We start from the raw sequence: 17056 nt of genomic DNA on the forward strand, positions 1-17056 counted from the left end.
AGTCCAGCCCATGGCTCACTTCTCGTGTTTTCCCGGTGCTTCGGCGCTTTCCGATTTCCGTCAAACCCGCCTGCTCGATGCGCTCCGGCAAATCGACGGCGACATCGTCGCGGTCCGCGGCCAGTATCTGCATTTCGTCAATGCGCATGAGCCGCTCGCCGCGGACGACAACGCGCGCATCGACGCGCTGATGCACTACGGCGCGCCGTTCGAGCCCGCCGCCGAGAAGGGCGCGACCGACACGTTCGTCGTGCTGCCGCGCTTCGGCACCGTGTCGCCGTGGGCGAGCAAGGCGACCGACATCGCGCAGCACTGCGGGCTGTCGCGCGTGCGGCGGATCGAGCGCGGAATCGAGTTCACGGTGACGCTCAAGGCCGGCATTCTGGGCGTCGGCGCGAAGAAGGCGCTGTCGGCCGACGCGCGCGCGGCGGTCGCGGCGGCGCTGCACGACCGGATGACGGAAAGCGTCGTCGGCTCGCGCGACGATGCGCGCCATCTGTTCGACGAGCTGCCGGCGAAGCCGCTCGCGACGGTCGACGTGCTCGCGCAGGGCCGCGGCGCGCTCGGGCGCGCGAACGTCGAGCTCGGCCTCGCGCTCGCCGACGACGAGATCGACTACCTCGTCGACGCATTCAAGAAGCTCGAGCGCAACCCGACCGACGTCGAGCTGATGATGTTCGCGCAGGCGAACAGCGAGCACTGCCGCCACAAGATCTTCAACGCGCAGTGGACGATCGACGGGCAGGCGCAGGACATGTCGCTCTTCGCGATGATCCGCAACACCGAGAAGATGAGCCCGCAAGGCACGATCGTCGCGTATTCGGACAACTCGTCGATCATGCGGGGCGCGCTGGCCGAACGCTGGTTCCCGCGCGGCGCGAACGGCTCGGGCGAGCCCGCCGAGCGCTATGGTCGCCACACCGAGCTCACGCACACGCTGATGAAGGTCGAGACGCACAACCACCCGACGGCGATCTCGCCGTTCCCGGGCGCGGCGACCGGCGCGGGCGGCGAGATCCGCGACGAAGGCGCGACGGGCCGCGGCGCGCGGCCGAAGGCGGGCCTCGCGGGCTTCACGGTGTCGAACCTCGATTTGCCCGACGCGCGCCAGCCGTGGGAAAACGCGCGCGACGCCGCGCAGCCCGTCGGCGAGCGCAATGCCGACGCGCCGCATGGCCCGTACGGCCGCCCGGACCGGATCGCGTCGCCGCTCTCGATCATGATCGACGGCCCGCTCGGCGGCGCCGCGTTCAACAACGAATTCGGCCGCCCGAACCTCGGCGGCTACTTCCGCGTCTACGAGCAGAACGTCGGCGGCCAGGTGCGCGGCTATCACAAGCCGATCATGATCGCGGGCGGCATCGGCAACATCTCCGACGCGCACACGCACAAGCACGACGTGCCGGCCGGCTCGCTCCTCATCCAGATCGGCGGCCCCGGCATGCGGATCGGCATGGGCGGCGGCGCGGCGAGCTCGATGGCGACGGGCGCGAACACGGCCGAACTCGATTTCGACTCGGTCCAGCGCGGCAATCCGGAAATCGAGCGGCGCGCGCAGGAAGTGATCAACAGCTGCTGGCAGCTCGGCGACGCGAACCCGATCCTCAGCATCCACGACGTCGGCGCGGGCGGCTTGTCCAACGCGTTCCCCGAGATCGTCGACGGCGCAGGCAAGGGCGCGCGCTTCGAGCTGCGCAAGGTCGCGCTCGAGGAGTCGGGCCTGTCGCCGCGCGAGATCTGGTCGAACGAGGCGCAGGAGCGCTACGTGCTGGCGATCGCGCCGGCCGAGCTGCCGCGCTTCGAGGCGATCTGCGCGCGCGAGCGCTGCCCGTTCTCGGTGGTCGGCGTCGCGACGGACGAGCGCCGACTGCAGCTCGTCGACGATCAGGCGACGGGCGTCGAAGCCTATCCGGTCGACATGCCGATGGAGGTGCTGCTCGGCAAGCCGCCGCGGATGCACCGCGACGTGAAGCGCGTCGCGGCCGCGCGTGCGAGCGTCGACGTGACGGGCGTGTCGCTCGCCGACGTCGCGCGCGACGTGCTCAAGCACCCGACCGTCGCGAGCAAGTCGTTCCTCATCACGATCGGCGACCGCACGGTCGGCGGCACGTCGGTGCGCGACCAGATGGTCGGCCCGTGGCAGGTGCCCGTCGCCGACTGCGCGGTCACCGCGCTCGACTACGCGGGCTTCGCGGGCGAGGCGATGACGATGGCCGAGCGCACGCCGCTCGCGGTGATCGACGCGCCCGCGTCGGGCCGGATGGCGGTCGGCGAGGCGATCACCAACATCGCGGCCGCGCCGATCGCGTCGCTCGACAAGCTGAAGCTGTCCGCGAACTGGATGGCCGCGTGCGGCACCGAAGGCGAGGACGCGAAGCTCTTCGACACCGTGAAGGCGATCGGCATGGAGCTGTGCCCCGCGCTCGGCATCGGCATCCCGGTCGGCAAGGATTCGCTGTCGATGAAGACGAAGTGGGACGAGGATGGCGTTGCGAAGGAAGTCGTCGCGCCGGTGTCGCTGATCATCTCGGCGTTCGCGCCCGTCGAGGACGTGCGCCGGCATCTGACGCCGGAGCTGCGCCGCATCGCCGACGTCGGCGCGAGCGTGCTGATCGCGATCGACCTCGGCCGCGGCAAGAATCGCCTGGGCGGCAGCATTCTCGCGCAGGTCACGCAGCAGGTCGGCGACGCGGCGCCCGACGTCGACGATCCGGAAGACCTGAAGCGCTTCTTCGCGGCGATCCAGTCGCTGAACGGCGCAGGCAAGCTGCTCGCGTACCACGACCGCTCGGACGGCGGCCTGTGGGCGACCGTCTGCGAAATGGCGTTCGCGGGGCACGCGGGCGTGTCGCTGAACGTCGACATGCTGACGCTCGATGCGCAGCACGAATCCGATTACGGCGATGCGAAGGACTGGGCGAAGCAGACGAGCGGCCGCCGCGAAGACCGGACGATTCGCGCGCTCTTCTCGGAAGAGCTCGGCGCGGTCGTCCAGGTGCGCGCGGAAGACCGCGACGCGGTGCTCGGCGTGCTGCGCGAGCATGGCCTGTCCGCGTGCTCGCACGTGATCGGCGCGGTCAACGAGACCGACGCGATCGAGGTGTACCGCGATGCGAAGAAGGTCTACGAAGCGCCGCGCGTCGAGCTGCAGCGCGCGTGGGCCGAAGTGAGCTGGCGGATCGCGCGGCTGCGCGACAACCCGGCCTGCGCGGACGCCGAATACGACGCGATCCTCGACGCGGAAGACCCGGGCCTGTCGCCCGTGCTGTCGTTCGATCCGGCGGAAGACGTCGCCGCGCCGTTCATCTCGCAAGGGGGCGCCTTTCCGAGCGTCGCGACGGGCGCGCGGCCGCGCGTCGCGATTCTGCGCGAGCAGGGCGTGAACTCGCATCTGGAGACCGCCTACGCGTTCGATCGCGCGGGCTTCGACACGCACGACGTCCACATGAGCGACTTGCTCGCGGGCCGTGCGTCGCTCGCCGATTTCGCGGGGGCGGTCGCGTGCGGCGGGTTCTCGTACGGCGACGTGCTGGGCGCGGGCGAAGGCTGGGCGAAGACGATCCGCTTCAACGATCAGCTGGCCGAGATGTTCGCCGCGTTCTTCGCGCGGCCCGACACGTTCGCGCTCGGCATCTGCAACGGCTGCCAGATGATGTCGAGCCTCGCGTCGATGATCCCGGGCGCCGAAGCGTGGCCGAAGTTCACGCGCAACAAGTCCGAGCAGTTCGAGGCGCGCCTGTCGTTCGTCGAAGTGCAGCGCTCGCCGTCGATCTTCTTCGCCGGCATGGAAGGCTCGCGGATTCCGGTGGCGGTCGCGCACGGCGAAGGCTATGCGGACTTCTCGCAGCAGGGCGATGCAAGCAGCGTCGCGGTCGCGATGCGCTTCGTCGACCACCGCGGCAACGCGACCGAGCGCTATCCGTTCAACCCGAACGGCTCGCCCGCCGGCATCACGTCGGTGACGACGGCGGATGGCCGCTTCACGGTGCTGATGCCGCACATGGAGCGTGTCCATCGCACGGTGACGATGAGCTGGCATCCGGAAGGCTGGGGCGAGGCGAGCCCCTGGCTGCGCGTGTTCCGCAACGCGCGCCGCTGGCTCGGCTGAGCGCAGGCGCTAGACGGGGCATCGTTCTTCGCGGCGCCGGTCGGGCGGTCGGCTGCCGCAAGGGTGCGGCCGAGGCGCACTCTGCTGCTCGTGCGACCGGCCGGTCCGCCGCGCGAGCCTCGTGAATGCGAAGGCGATTCGGCGATGCCGCGACACCGACGTTTCGTCTGCGCCGCATGCAAAAAAGCCGCTCCAATTTTGGAGCGGCTTTTTTTACGACGTTCGGCCGCGTGCAATATGCGGTGTCGAAGCGGCGATCGTTACTGGACCTTCGCTTGCTGACGCAGGCCTTCCTCGAACGCCTGCAGCTTCTGCTGGACCATCTGCTGCGCGATCTGCTGCTTGACCTGCTCGAACGGCGGCGGCGTGATGCTGCGGATGTCGTCGACGCGGATGATGTGCCAGCCGAACTGCGTCTTCACCGGCGCATCCGTCATCTGGCCTTTCTGCAGCTGCTGCGCGGCCGCTGCGAATTCCGGCACGTATGCCTTCGGATCGGACCAGTCGAGATCGCCGCCGTTCTTCGCCGAGCCCGGGTCCTTCGAGAATTGCTTCGCGAGATCCTCGAACTTCGCGCCGCCCTTGATCTTCGCGATCAGGTCCTTCGCCTGCTGCTCGTTGTCGACGAGGATGTGGTGCAGGTGATACTCGCGGCCCGCCGCGCTCTTCACGAGGTCGTCGTAGCGCGCCTTCAGCTCGGCGTCGCTCGGCTGGTTCTTCTTCAGGAAATCCTCGATCAGCGCGCGCAGCACGGCGGTCTGCTGCGCGACGACGATCTGCGCCTTTACGTCCGGACGATTCGGAATCCCGCGCTTGATCGCTTCCTGCATCAGGATTTCGCGGTTGACGAGTTCCTGGCGCACCGCCTGCTCGAGCTGCGGCGTGTCCTGCTGACCTTGCTGAACGAGTTGCGCGATCATCGCGTCGGCGCGCGACTTCGGAATCGGCGTGCCGTTTACGACGGCGATGTTCTGGGCGAAAGCCGGAGCGGCTGCGAGAGCGGCTGCCGCGGCCCACAGACGGGGAGATTTCAGGATCATCGGGAAGTTCCTAATGAGACGGACTTATTGAGAACGTGAAGACTCTAGATATTCTTCTGGCGTATACGCAACGATCGCGAGCGCGTGAATGCCGCGCTGCATGGCATCGGCGAGCGCATCATACACCAGCCGATGCCGCGCGACGCGGGTCTTGCCGGCGAACGCGGCCGACACGATCGTGACCGTATAGTGGCCGCCCGCGACGGCGCCTGCGTGTCCCGCGTGCTGCGCGCTGTCGTCGCGCACGTCGAGTGATTCGGGGGCGAGCGCGGCGGAAAGACGCGTCTCGATGAGCGCGATGCGCTCGGCCGGTGCGGCGTGCAGGATGGTCTCGCCCATCGTCACTCCTCCTTCAGGTATTTCGCGAGCCAGAGGCTTTGCAGGATGACGAAGACGACGATCGCGCCCGTCGTGCCGAACAGCTTGAAGTTGACCCATTGCGATTCGCTGAAGTTGCGCACGACGTACAGGTTCGTCACGCCGAGCGCCGCGAAGAACGCGGCCCACGCGAGGTTCAGCTTGTCCCAGACCGGATCGGGCAGCGTGAGCTGCTTGCCCATCATCTTCTCGATCAGGTTCTTGCCGAACGCATAGCGCGCGGCGACGAGGCCGGCCGCGAACAGCCAGTAGAGGACGGTCGGCTTCCATTGGATGAACTTCTCGTCATGCAGCACGAGCGTCGCGCCGCCGAACACGACGATCACGCCGAGACTCACCCACAGCATCGTGTCGACTTTCCGGTGCCGGAAGGCGACCCAGGCCACCTGGGTGAGGGTGGCGGCGATCGCGACAGCGGTCGCCGTGAAGATGCCCCACACCTTGAAGGCGGCGAAGAACAGGATGATCGGGAACAGATCGAACAGAAATTTCATGGTGCTCGCGGCTGCGTGGCGGGCGCGTGACCCGCCACCGTTGTAGGGACGCCCGTCGCGGCGCGCGCGCCGGCCGGCTTTCGGGGCCGGCGCAGGCTCACTTCCGCTCGGGTTTAGCCTCGAAGTTTAACGCAGCCGAGTTGATGCAGTACCGCAATCCGGTTTTGTCGCGCGGGCCGTCCTCGAACACGTGGCCGAGATGCGCGCCGCAATGGTTGCAGCGCACTTCGACGCGCGTCATCCCGTGCGTGTAGTCGATCTTCTCGTCGATGACCTCGCCGTCGATCGGCTTGAAGTAGCTGGGCCAGCCGCAGCCCGAGTGGTATTTCGCGCCGGATTCGAAGAGCGCGGTGCCGCAGACGATGCAGTGGTAGATCCCTGCGTCCTCGGTGTCCGTGTACTCGCCCGTAAACGGCCGCTCGGTCGCCGCATGCTGCGTGACTTCGTATTGCAGCGGCGAAAGCCGGCCGCGCAGCTCGGCGTCGTCCTCCTGATACGGATAACGCCGGTCGTCTCGATCTCCTGACATCTTCTATTCTCCTGATGGATTCATGCGGAACGCCCGCGGGGCGGCCGCGCAACGTCGCGCGGCCCGCGGCGCGGCGTCACGACGAGCAGCTCACCTCGAGCGCGCTCGCCCAGTCGGGCGGCAACGCCGCGTAGGCGTCATATTCCGGCTGCTCGTCGAACGGGCGCCGCAGCACGGCCGCGAGGCGCTCGATTTCGGAAAAGTCCTTCTCCTTCGCGCGGCGGATCGCCGTTTCCGCGAGATGGTTGCGCAGCACGTATTTCGGATTCGCGCGGTCCATCGCGGCTGCGCGCGTCGCGTCGTCGCGCGCTTCGTCCGACAAGCGCGCGCGGTAGAGGTTCGCCCAGCGATCGAACGCGTCGCGATCGATGAAGAGATCGCGCGCCGGCGCATCGCCGCGCGCGTCGTGCTTCGACACGCGCGCGAGGTGGCGGAACGTCAGCGTGAAATCGGCATGGCTCGCGTCCATGATCTCGAGCAACTGGTTCGCGAGCGCCGCATCGCCGTCGCGTTCGAGCTCGAGGCCGAGCTTCGCGCGCATCGCGCGTTCGAGCGCGGGGCCGAACTGCTCGGGAAAGCGTCCGAGCACCGCGTGCGCGTCCTCGACCGCGCGCTCGGCGCGCGCGTCTTCGTTCGGCGCGTCGCGATGGAGGCCGAAGAGCGGCAAGAGCGCCTGCGCGAGACAGAAGCAGTTCCAGTGCGCGATGCGCGGCTGCATCCGGTATGCGTAGCGGCCGTGCGTGTCCGAGTGATTGCAGATGTGCTTTGCGTCGAACGCGTCGAGGAAGCCGAACGGGCCGTAGTCGATCGTCACGCCGAGGATCGACATGTTGTCGGTGTTCATCACGCCGTGGCAGAAGCCGACCGCCTGCCATTGCGCGACGAGCTCCGCGGTGCGCCGCGTCGCTTCCGCGAGGAGCGCGAGATAGGGATCGTCGGCGTCGCGGCACGACGGATAGAAACGGTCGATCACGTGATCGGCGAGCGCGCGCAGCAGATCGGGCCGGTCGTTCGCGAAGAAGTGCTCGAAATGGCCGAAGCGCACGAAGCTCTTCGCGACGCGCGTGACGACCGCCGAGGTTTCGATTTCCTCGCGGATCACCGGCTGATCGGAGCCGATCACGGTGAGCGCGCGCGTCGTCGGGATGCCGAGATGATGCATCGCCTCCGAGCACAGGAACTCGCGAACCGACGAGCGCAGCACCGCGCGGCCGTCGCCCATCCGCGAATACGGCGTGCGGCCCGCGCCCTTCAACTGCAGCTCGTAGCGGCCGCCGCCGTGCTCGATCTCGCCGATCGTGAGCGCGCGTCCGTCGCCGAGCTGGCCCGCCCACACGCCGAACTGATGGCCCGAGTAGACCGATGCGTACGGCAGCGACGCCGGCTGCCAGTCGCGAGTCGGATTGCCGCAGAACAGCTCGGCGAAGCCGGGCGCGTCGCGCAGCGCGGGATCGAGCCCGAGCATCCGCGCCGCTTCGCCGGAGAAGCCGACGACGTATGGCGCGGGCAGGGGCGCGGCGGGCAGCCGCGTCAGGAACGCGGCGCCGAGTTGCAGGAACGCATCGTCGCGCGGCGCGGCGAGCGTCGCGGCGAGATCGGGAAGAGGAGCGGCCGGTGCGGCCTCGCTTCTGGAAAACGACATATTGCTGATCTGTAAGTTAGCCGATATTGTAAGTCCGCGCCGCGCGGGGCGCTTGAAGCCGTCCGCGCGCCGTCGAGCCGTTCGCAGCAGACCGTATCGGAAAAATACTTCAGGGAGAAGGAAGACGATGGGTAAGCCGTTGCTGGGCCAGATGATGGATATGCCGCTTCTCGTGTCGTCGCTGATCGCGCATGCGGCGCGGCATGCGGGCGACGTCGAGATCGTATCGCGGCGCGTCGAGGGCGACATTCACCGCTATACCTATCGCGATTGCGAAATGCGTTCCAAACGGCTCGCGCAGGCGCTGATCCGCCTGGGCGTGGGCGGCGGCGACCGGATTGGAACGCTCGCATGGAACGGCTACCGGCACGTCGAGGCGTATTACGGAATCAGCGGGATGGGCGCCGTCTGCCACACGATCAATCCGCGCCTTTTTCCCGAGCAGATCGCGTACATCGTCAATCACGCCGAAGACCGCTACGTGCTCTTCGACCTGACCTTCGCGCCGCTCGTCGACCAGCTCGCGCCGCAATGCCCGAACGTGAAAGGCTGGATCGCGATGACGGACGACGCGCACCTGCCGAAGGGCGCGACGCCGTATCTCTGCTACGAAACGCTCGTCGGCGCGGAACACGGCGATTACGCATGGCCGCTCCTCGACGAGCGGCAGGCGTCGTCGCTCTGCTACACGTCGGGCACGACCGGCCATCCGAAGGGGGCGCTCTATTCGCATCGCTCGACGGTGCTGCACGCGTACGGCGCGGCGCTGCCCGACGCGATGGGGCTGTCGTCGCTCGACGCGGCGCTGCCCGTCGTGCCGATGTTCCACGTCAACGCATGGGGCCTGCCGTACACGGCGGCGCTGACCGGCAGCAAGCTCGTGCTGCCGGGCAAGGATCTGGACGGCAAGTCGCTGTACGAATTGATGCAAGCCGAGCGCGTGACGTTCTCGGCGGGCGTGCCGACCGTCTGGCTCGGCCTCCTCAACTACATGCGCGAGGCCGGCGTGCGCTTCTCGACGCTCAATCGCACGGTGATCGGCGGTTCCGCGTGTCCGCCGTCGATGCTGACGACGTTCGAGGACGTCTACGACGTGCGCGTGATCCACGCGTGGGGGATGACGGAGCTGTCGCCGCTCGGCACGCTGTCGAAGCTCAACTGGGCGCAGTCGCAGCGGCCCGTCGATGAGCAGCGGCGGCTCCTCGGGAAACAGGGCCGGGTGATCTACGGGATCGACATGCGGATCGTCGGCGAGGACGGCCGCGAGCTGCCGTGGGACGGCGTCGCATTCGGCGACCTGCAGGTGCGCGGCCCGTGGGTGATCGATCGCTATTTCGGCATCGACGGGTCGCCGCTCGTCGACGGCTGGTTTCCGACGGGCGACGTCGCGACGATCGACGCCGACGGCTTCCTGCAGATCACCGACCGCAGCAAGGACGTGATCAAGTCGGGGGGCGAGTGGATCAGCTCGATCGACATCGAGAACGTCGCGGTCGCGCATCCGGCCGTCGCCGAGGCCGCGTGTATCGCGTGCGCGCATCCGAAGTGGACCGAACGGCCGCTCCTCGTCGTCGTCAGGCGCGCCGGAATGGACGTGACGCGCGACGCGCTGCTCGCGTTCTACGAGGGCAAGGTCGCGAAATGGTGGATTCCGGACGACGTCGCGTTCGTCGACGCGCTGCCGCACACGGCGACGGGCAAGCTGCAGAAGCTCAAGCTGCGCGAGCAGTTCCGGGGCCACGTGCTGCCGACGGCCGTCGGCGCCTGAGCGTCCGCGAAACGGGCCCGCGCGTGCATCGCCGCGCGGGCCGCCACTAAATTGAACGATCGTTCTTTTTTGTTGTATCCTGCCTCTGTTTCTCAGAAAACGGCGCATCGACCGCGCGGCCTTTCGGCCGTTGGCGGACAATGACCGTATCAAAGCTGGCGCCGCCGCACCGGCCGCGCATACGCATGGAGGCAGGCAGATGGCAGTGGACTACACGACTCGCGACGGCGTCGCCGTCATCACGCTCAACAATCCGCCCGTCAACGGGCTGGGTCTGTCGACGCGGCTCGGCATCATGGAAGGGCTCGAACGCGCGCGGCGCGACCCGTCGGTTGCGGCGATCGTGCTCACGGGCGCGGGCCGCGCGTTCTCGGGCGGCGCGGACATCACCGAATTCAACACGCCGAAGGCGCTGCAGGAGCCGACGCTGCACACCGTGATCGACGCGGTCGAGGCGAGCGGCAAGCCCGTCGTCGTCGCGATCCACAGCGTCGCGATGGGCGGCGGCCTCGAGCTCGCGCTCGGCGCGCACTACCGGATCGCGTCGCCCGGCGCGCAGATCGCGCTGCCCGAAGTGAAGCTCGGCATCCTGCCGGGCGCGGGCGGCACGCAGCGCCTGCCGCGCGCGGTGGGCCTCGAGACCGCGCTCAACATGATCGTGTCGGGCGCCCCCGTGCCGTCCGAGCAACTCGCGAAGAGCGGGCTCTTCGACGAACTCGTCGAGGGCGATCTGCTCGACGCGGCCGTCGCGTTCGCGCGCAAGGTCGGTGCGGCGAGCGGCCCGCATCCGCGCGTGCGCGACCGCGAGATCGTCCACGAGAACGCGGCGGGCTTCATCCAGTTCGCGCGCAACAGCGTGAAGGCGCTCGCGCAGCACTATCCGGCGCCGCACAAGTGCATCGACGCGATCGAGGCGGGCGTGCTGCAAGGTTTCGACAAGGGCCTCGCGTTCGAGCGCGATTGTTTCATCGCGCTCGTGCAGACGCCGGAGAGCCGCGCGCTGCGCCATGCGTTCTTCGGAGAGCGCGCGGCGAGCAAGATTCCCGACGTGCCGGCCGGCACGCCGGTGCGCGACATCAAGTCGGTGGCCGTGATTGGCGCGGGCACGATGGGCGGCGGGATCGCGATGAACTTCCTGAACGCGGGGCTGCCCGTCACGCTGCTCGAGACGAAGCAGGACGCGCTCGACCGCGGGCTCGCGACGATCCGCAAGAATTACGATGCGCAGGTGAAGAAGGGCAAGCTCACGCAGGAGAAGCTCGACGCGCGGATGGCGCTCATCAAGCCGACGCTCGCGTACGACGACCTGAAGGATGCCGATCTCGTGATCGAAGCGGTGTTCGAGGAGCTCGCCGTGAAGGCGCAGGTGTTCGAGCGGCTCGACGCGGTCGCGAAGCCGGGCGCGATCCTCGCGTCGAACACGTCGACGCTCGACGTCAACAAGATCGCCGCGTTCACGAAGCGGCCGCAGGACGTCGTCGGCATGCACTTCTTCAGCCCGGCGAACGTGATGAAGCTGCTCGAAGTGGTGCGCGGCGAAGCAACCGCGAAGGACGTGCTCGCGACCGTGATGCAGATCGCGAAGAAGATCCGGAAGACCGCGGTGGTGTCGGGCGTGTGCGACGGCTTCATCGGCAACCGGATGGTCGAGCAGTACATCCGCCAGGCGCTCTTCATGCTCGAGGAAGGCGCGCTGCCCGCGCAGGTCGACCGCGCGATCGAGAAATTCGGCTTCGCGATGGGGCCGTTCCGGATGAGCGACCTGGCCGGCAACGACATCGGCTGGGCGATCCGCAAGCGCCGCTACGTCGAGCAACCGGATCTGCATTACTCGAAGATCGCCGATCGCCTGTGCGAGCAGGGCCGCTTCGGCCAGAAGACGGGCGCGGGCTGGTACGACTACGTGCCGGGCGAGCGGAAGGCGCAGCCGTCGAAGCTCGTCGACGAGATGGTCGCCGCGTATTCGAAGGAGCGCGGCGTCGAGCGGCGCAAGATCGGCGACGCCGAGATCGTCGAGCGGCTCGTCTACGCGCTCGTCAACGAAGGCGCGAAGATCCTCGAAGAGAAGATCGCGTCGAAGGCGTCCGACATCGACATGGTCTACCTGACGGGCTACGGTTTTCCGCTCTGGCGCGGCGGCCCGATGCTGTACGCCGACACGGTCGGCCTCTACAACGTCGAGCGCGCGATGCGCGGCTACGCGGAGCGCGCGAACGGCGACGCGTGGCAGATCGCGCCGTCGATCGTCGAGCTCGCTGCGAGCGGACGCGGATTCAACTCGTGACGTGCGGCGGCGTCGCCCATTGACGGAGCACCACGATGCAGCGCACCGACGATGTCCTTCTCGTGATCGACGTGCAGAACGATTTCATGCCGGGCGGCGCGCTTGCCGTCGCGCACGGCGACGAAGTCGTGCCGGCGATCAACCGCCTCGCCGCGCGCTTCGATCAGGTCGTGCTGACACAGGATTGGCATCCGCGCGGCCATGTGTCGTTCGCGGCGAACCATCCGGGCCGCGCGCCGTTCTCGACGATCGCGCTGCCGTACGGCGAGCAGGTGCTGTGGCCCGTGCACTGCGTGCAAGGCACGGAAGGCGCCGCGCTGCATCGCGATCTCGACATCCCGCATGCGCGGCTCGTGATCCGCAAGGGACATGACGCCTCCGTCGACAGCTACTCGGCGTTCGTCGAAGCCGATCGGAAGACGCCGACGGGTCTCGCCGGCTGCCTGCGCGAGCTTGGCGTGAAGCGCGTGTGGTGCTGCGGGCTCGCGACCGACTATTGCGTCGCGTGGTCCGCGCTCGACGCGCGCGCGGCGGGCTTCGAGGCCGCCGTGATCGAAGACGCGTCCCGCGCGATCGATCTCGACGGCTCGCTCGCACGCGCGTGGACGTCGCTCGCGGCGGCGGGCGTCGCCCGCGTGCAGTCCGCCGACGTCAATCCGTAGACGCCGCCGTTACCCATTTCATCGCATCGACACACAGAATTCAGAATCAGGAGACTCGGATGACCGAAGCCGTAATCGTATCGACCGCCCGCACCGGGCTCGCGAAATCCTGGCGCGGCGCGTTCAACATGACGCACGGCGCGACGCTCGGCGGCCACGTGGTCGCGGCCGCCGTCGAGCGGGCGAAGCTCGATCCCGCGCGCGTCGAAGACGTGCTGATCGGCTGCGCGAACCCCGAAGGCGCGACGGGCGCGAACATCGCGCGGCAGATCGCGCTGCGCGCGGGGCTGCCCGTCAGCGTGCCGGGGATGACCGTGAACCGCTTCTGCTCGTCGGGATTGCAGACGATTGCGCTCGCCGCGCAGCGCGTGATCGCGGGCGAGGGCGACGTGTTCGTCGCGGGCGGCGTCGAATCGATCTCGTGCGTGCAGAACGAGATGAACCGCCACATGCTGCGCGAAGGCTGGCTCGACGCGCACAAGCCGGAGATTTACTGGACGATGCTGCAGACGGCCGAAACCGTCGCGAAGCGCTACGGCATCTCGAAGGCGCGCCAGGACGAGTATGGCGTGAATTCGCAGTTGCGCGCGGCGGCCGCGCAGGCGGCGGGGCGCTTCGATGACGAGATCGTGCCGATCACCGTGCGTGCGGGCGTTGTCGACAAGGCGACGGGACGCCTCTACACGAAAGAAGTGACGCTCGCGGCCGACGAGGGCATCCGCGCCGACACGACGCTCGAAGGCGTCGCGAAGATCCGTCCGGCACTGCCGGGCGGCGTGATCACCGCGGGCAACGCGAGCCAGTTCTCGGACGGCGCGGCCGCGTGCGTCGTGATGAACGCGAAGGTCGCGGAACGCGAAGGGCTTGCGCCGCTCGGCGTCTTCCGCGGCTTCGCGGTCGCCGGCTGCGAGCCGGACGAGATGGGCATCGGGCCCGTCTACGCGGTGCCGAAGCTGCTGAAGCAGGCGGGACTCAAGGTGTCCGACATCGGTCTGTGGGAGCTGAACGAAGCGTTCGCGGTGCAGGTGCTCTATTGCCGCGACACGCTCGGGATTCCCGACGATCGGCTGAACGTGAACGGCGGCGCGATTGCGGTCGGCCACCCGTACGGCGTATCGGGCGCGCGTCTTACGGGCCACGCCCTCATCGAAGGCAAGCGGCGTGGCGTGAAGTACGTCGTCGTGACGATGTGCATCGGCGGCGGGCAGGGCGCGGCGGGATTGTTCGAAGTGGTTTGACGGCGGGACGTCGGGCGCTTGCGGGCCGGAGCCGGGCGGCATCGGCCTGCGTCGCATCGCATGCGGCGGGCAAGCGCGCCGTTCGCGCTCCGCGTCGCATCGCGGCGATGCGCGTGACGTGTGCGCACGACGCCTGCGACCCGCAGCGCCGCGCCGAACGAAATTCGCCCCATCCGTTTGATTGCGCCCGCCCGCCGCGCTAATCGGCGACGACGCGATTGCGCCCCTCGCGCTTCGCGCGATAGAGCCGCTCGTCGGCGACGCCGAGAATCTCGTCGACCGTATCGCCGTCGCGCCCATACTGCGACACGCCGATGCTTACGGTCACGGGCGTGTGCTCGCTGTCGACGCCGAACGACGTCTTCGCGATCGCCGTCCGCACGCGCTCCGCGATTTTGCGCGCGACGTCCGCGCGCATCTGCGGCAACAGCACCATGAACTCCTCGCCGCCGACTCGCGCGATGTGATCGTGCGGGCGAATCGTGGCGAGACACTGCTGAACGAAGCTGCGCAGCACGACGTCGCCGACCTGGTGACCGTAGTTGTCGTTGATCTTCTTGAAGTTGTCGAGGTCGAGCGCGAGCAGCGAGAACGACGTGCCGTCGTGTTGCGCGCGCGCGATTTCCGTCTGCATCTGCTCGATGAACTTGCGCCGGTTCGACGCGCCCGTCAGCGAATCGGTGGTCGCGAGATGCTGGAGCTTCTGATTGGTCCGCTTGAGCTCCTGCAGCACGCCTTCGGTGCGCGCCATCGATTCGGCGAGCCGCGCCACCAGATCCTGCTGGCTGTACACGGTCGCGAACGAGCGGGTCGTCTGGAACGCCTGGACGACGCCGATGCTCAGCAGGAAGAAGCCGCCCGCAAAGATCGCATGCGCGAGCCACCACATGTGGTTCCACGGCTTGCCGAGAATGAACGCGACCGACGACAGCGCGAACGACGTCACCGAGATTCCATAGATGAGCATCAGCGGTGTGCGGATGCGTCGTACGAGCAAGAGCGCGACGTTGATGAGCGACACGACCATCGCGCCGCCTTCCATCGATGCGTGCATCCAGGGATTGCCGGCGATCGGTGATCGCGAGATCGCGGCGACGGCGAAGCAGATGACGACGATGCCGGCGATCCACGGCAGCCAGATCGCAAGGCGGCGACGGTGCGCGGGCAGATCGGCGTCCTTGAAATACGACAACTGCCCGACGAGCAGCAGGAGCGACATCACAAGGCGCGACGCCGGTCCGTACAGCAGGAACAGCCAGATGTCGTGGTGCGCCATGCCGGTGAATGCGCCGTGCAGCGAATAGATCAGCGCGAAGCCGAGAAATCCGAGCGTGAGCCAGCGCAGCAGCGGCTCGCCCGACGACAGATAGCAGCGCCAGGCCACGTAGGTGACGAAGAGATCGGCAAGCGTCGCGGCGGCGGTCGTCAGTTCGTGGACGTGATGATTCTCGAAAGTCAGGCGGGGATCGATGAAGAACCGCAGATACGCGATCACGAACGCAGGCGCGAGCGCGAAGCCGATCAGCAGGCACGCGGCGTAGATTCGCGTGATCGTGGCGACGACGCGAGGCGTTTGCTGGGCGGTGAAGGCAGTGTTCACGGCGACCTCCGCAGGGCTGGTCTTGGTTTCGATCGTGAAACCCCAGTGCGGAATCGTCGGGATGGCGTCGCCGCCGCGTCGAATTGCGCGCTGCCTCGTATCGCCGAATCGTTATCGATTAGCGTCGAGTATAGGCGGTGCGCATCGTTTGATAAACCTGCCGGACAGGCTTGTTGCACGGCGATCGGCGGCTGGCTCGGGCTGCTTTTCGTCGTTTGAACGACCATGCTCGCCACGGGCGATGGCGCGGCGATCCGCGCCGTCACACGATGCGTGGCCGCGCGCGAACGGGGTTCGCCGATTCGGCTTGCGGCCGGGAGCATGCGGCAATGCGTGCGTCAGCAGCGTCGGTAGGTCGGCGGCGACTTGACGAGCGGCGCACGGAGGCTGGCTTTCGCGGGGTCGGTCTTCCCGTCGATGACGCCTTCCATCTGGAACGACCGTTGCGGTTGCGACGGCGGCGTCACCGGTTTGTCCGGGGTTTGCCGGGGAGTGACGCCGAGCAGCTTGCCGGCATTGTAGATATTGTTCAGGCTCGTCGGCGACTCCCATTTTCGAGTGCAGGTGATGCATGTACGGCTTCGTTGCGTGACGCGGAGCGCGTCATCGACCCAAATCGTGGCGAGCAACGGACGCTCGCTGAACGCACTGGAATGCTGTTGCACGCTTGAGGACAAGCGCCCGTGCGCGGTCCTCGCCGACGGCTTCGGGATTTGCGCGAGTGGGCGCATTGTCGTCGATCAAAGCATCGAGGCGATCCGCGCATGGCCGACGTCGCGGCTCGCCTAACATGGTAGGAGGAATCGCGGCGGATCGGCTGGGGCCGTACGCGATATCGTGCCGTCGAGCCGTATTTCGCACGAAAGGATGTTGGATTCCGTCGGTCCAACTGACGACGACGTCTTTCCCATTGGCGACGACGCAATTGCAGCGTGGCCGATCCGCCGAGCAAGGTGAGTCCGGTATCCCGGAAAGCGCGTCTGACTTAGATGGCTCTGTGTCTTCAGTGTTGCGTCCGCGAAGGTCGATGCAACGCCAACCGGGAGGGCAGAATGCAATTCAATTCGACACTATTTCGTATCGACCCGACGCCGCGGCGGGCCGACGGCGAGTATATGGCTCACGCCAGGATCATCGAAGTCGATCGTGACGGGATCGAGTCCGACGTACTCATGAGCGGCGACCTGAAGGGATTCGACCAGCGCGACGAAGCAATCGCATATGCGCAGATATGGGCCAAGGAATGGCTCAGGACTCGCTATGGTTGAATCGGGAAAATAGCGATCGATGCATGCGGCGTGCTTCCACGATCC

Annotated in this window: 13 protein-coding genes; 6 read left to right on the forward strand and 7 right to left on the reverse strand. The window is 67.6% G+C overall.

All coding sequences use genetic code 11. From position 1 onward, the window contains the following. The first annotated feature begins 10 nt into the window (after positions 1 to 10). Positions 11 to 4108 (forward strand): phosphoribosylformylglycinamidine synthase, encoded by a 4098-nt coding sequence (gene purL / locus WS70_RS08140; protein WP_059471258.1) that lies wholly within the window; start codon positions 11 to 13, stop codon positions 4106 to 4108. A 260-nt stretch (positions 4109 to 4368) separates the two neighbouring features. Here purL and WS70_RS08145 read toward each other — a convergent pair whose 3' ends face one another. The 5 genes from WS70_RS08145 to WS70_RS08165 form a co-directional block, all read right to left on the reverse strand. Next, entirely contained in the window at positions 4369 to 5148 is a 780-nt protein-coding gene (locus WS70_RS08145) for a peptidylprolyl isomerase (RefSeq protein ID WP_059471259.1), read from the reverse strand. A 24-nt stretch (positions 5149 to 5172) separates the two neighbouring features. After that, positions 5173 to 5487, reverse strand: coding sequence for a BolA family protein (locus WS70_RS08150; RefSeq protein WP_059471260.1), 315 nt, complete (start codon positions 5485 to 5487; stop codon positions 5173 to 5175). A gap of 2 nt (positions 5488 to 5489) precedes the next feature. Next, positions 5490 to 6020: a septation protein A gene (locus tag WS70_RS08155; protein WP_059471261.1), complete on the reverse strand. Its 531-nt coding sequence runs from the start codon at positions 6018 to 6020 to the stop codon at positions 5490 to 5492. 97 nt (positions 6021 to 6117) lie between these two features. Then, complete coding sequence (gene msrB / locus WS70_RS08160) at positions 6118 to 6549, reverse strand: peptide-methionine (R)-S-oxide reductase MsrB (RefSeq protein WP_059471262.1); 432 nt, start codon at positions 6547 to 6549, stop codon at positions 6118 to 6120. A 76-nt stretch (positions 6550 to 6625) separates the two neighbouring features. Further along, positions 6626 to 8191, reverse strand: a complete 1566-nt coding sequence (locus WS70_RS08165; protein WP_059597097.1) for a protein adenylyltransferase SelO — start codon at positions 8189 to 8191, stop codon at positions 6626 to 6628. A 127-nt stretch (positions 8192 to 8318) separates the two neighbouring features. Here WS70_RS08165 and WS70_RS08170 point away from each other — a divergent pair, with 127 nt between their 5' ends. The 4 genes from WS70_RS08170 to WS70_RS08190 all read left to right on the forward strand — a co-directional run bounded on the left by WS70_RS08170 (position 8319) and on the right by WS70_RS08190 (position 14143). Next, complete coding sequence (locus WS70_RS08170; RefSeq protein WP_059597096.1) at positions 8319 to 9959, forward strand: 3-(methylthio)propionyl-CoA ligase; 1641 nt, start codon at positions 8319 to 8321, stop codon at positions 9957 to 9959. Between the two features lie 199 nt (positions 9960 to 10158). Next, the gene (locus WS70_RS08180) at positions 10159 to 12243 is read left to right on the forward strand and encodes a 3-hydroxyacyl-CoA dehydrogenase NAD-binding domain-containing protein (RefSeq protein WP_059471265.1); all 2085 of its coding nucleotides are present in this window, start codon (positions 10159 to 10161) and stop codon (positions 12241 to 12243) included. A gap of 35 nt (positions 12244 to 12278) precedes the next feature. Next, positions 12279 to 12905, forward strand: coding sequence for a bifunctional nicotinamidase/pyrazinamidase (gene pncA / locus WS70_RS08185; protein ID WP_059471266.1), 627 nt, complete (start codon positions 12279 to 12281; stop codon positions 12903 to 12905). Between the two features lie 59 nt (positions 12906 to 12964). After that, complete coding sequence (locus WS70_RS08190) at positions 12965 to 14143, forward strand: acetyl-CoA C-acyltransferase (RefSeq protein ID WP_059471267.1); 1179 nt, start codon at positions 12965 to 12967, stop codon at positions 14141 to 14143. Between the two features lie 199 nt (positions 14144 to 14342). Here WS70_RS08190 and WS70_RS08200 read toward each other — a convergent pair whose 3' ends face one another. Both WS70_RS08200 and WS70_RS31405 read right to left on the reverse strand, forming a co-directional pair. Beyond that, positions 14343 to 15743: a GGDEF domain-containing protein gene (locus tag WS70_RS08200; protein ID WP_059597095.1), complete on the reverse strand. Its 1401-nt coding sequence runs from the start codon at positions 15741 to 15743 to the stop codon at positions 14343 to 14345. A 338-nt stretch (positions 15744 to 16081) separates the two neighbouring features. Beyond that, entirely contained in the window at positions 16082 to 16372 is a 291-nt protein-coding gene (locus tag WS70_RS31405) for a hypothetical protein (protein WP_156438115.1), read from the reverse strand. 423 nt (positions 16373 to 16795) lie between these two features. On the opposite strand from WS70_RS31405, the gene WS70_RS32755 reads away from it, so the two are divergent. Further along, a complete protein-coding gene (locus tag WS70_RS32755; protein WP_059471270.1) occupies positions 16796 to 17011 on the forward strand; it encodes a hypothetical protein in 216 nt (71 codons plus the stop codon). The last annotated feature ends 45 nt before the right edge of the window (positions 17012 to 17056 follow it).

This window comes from Burkholderia mayonis, assembly GCF_001523745.2.
Taxonomy (GTDB): Bacteria; Pseudomonadota; Gammaproteobacteria; order Burkholderiales; family Burkholderiaceae; genus Burkholderia; species Burkholderia mayonis.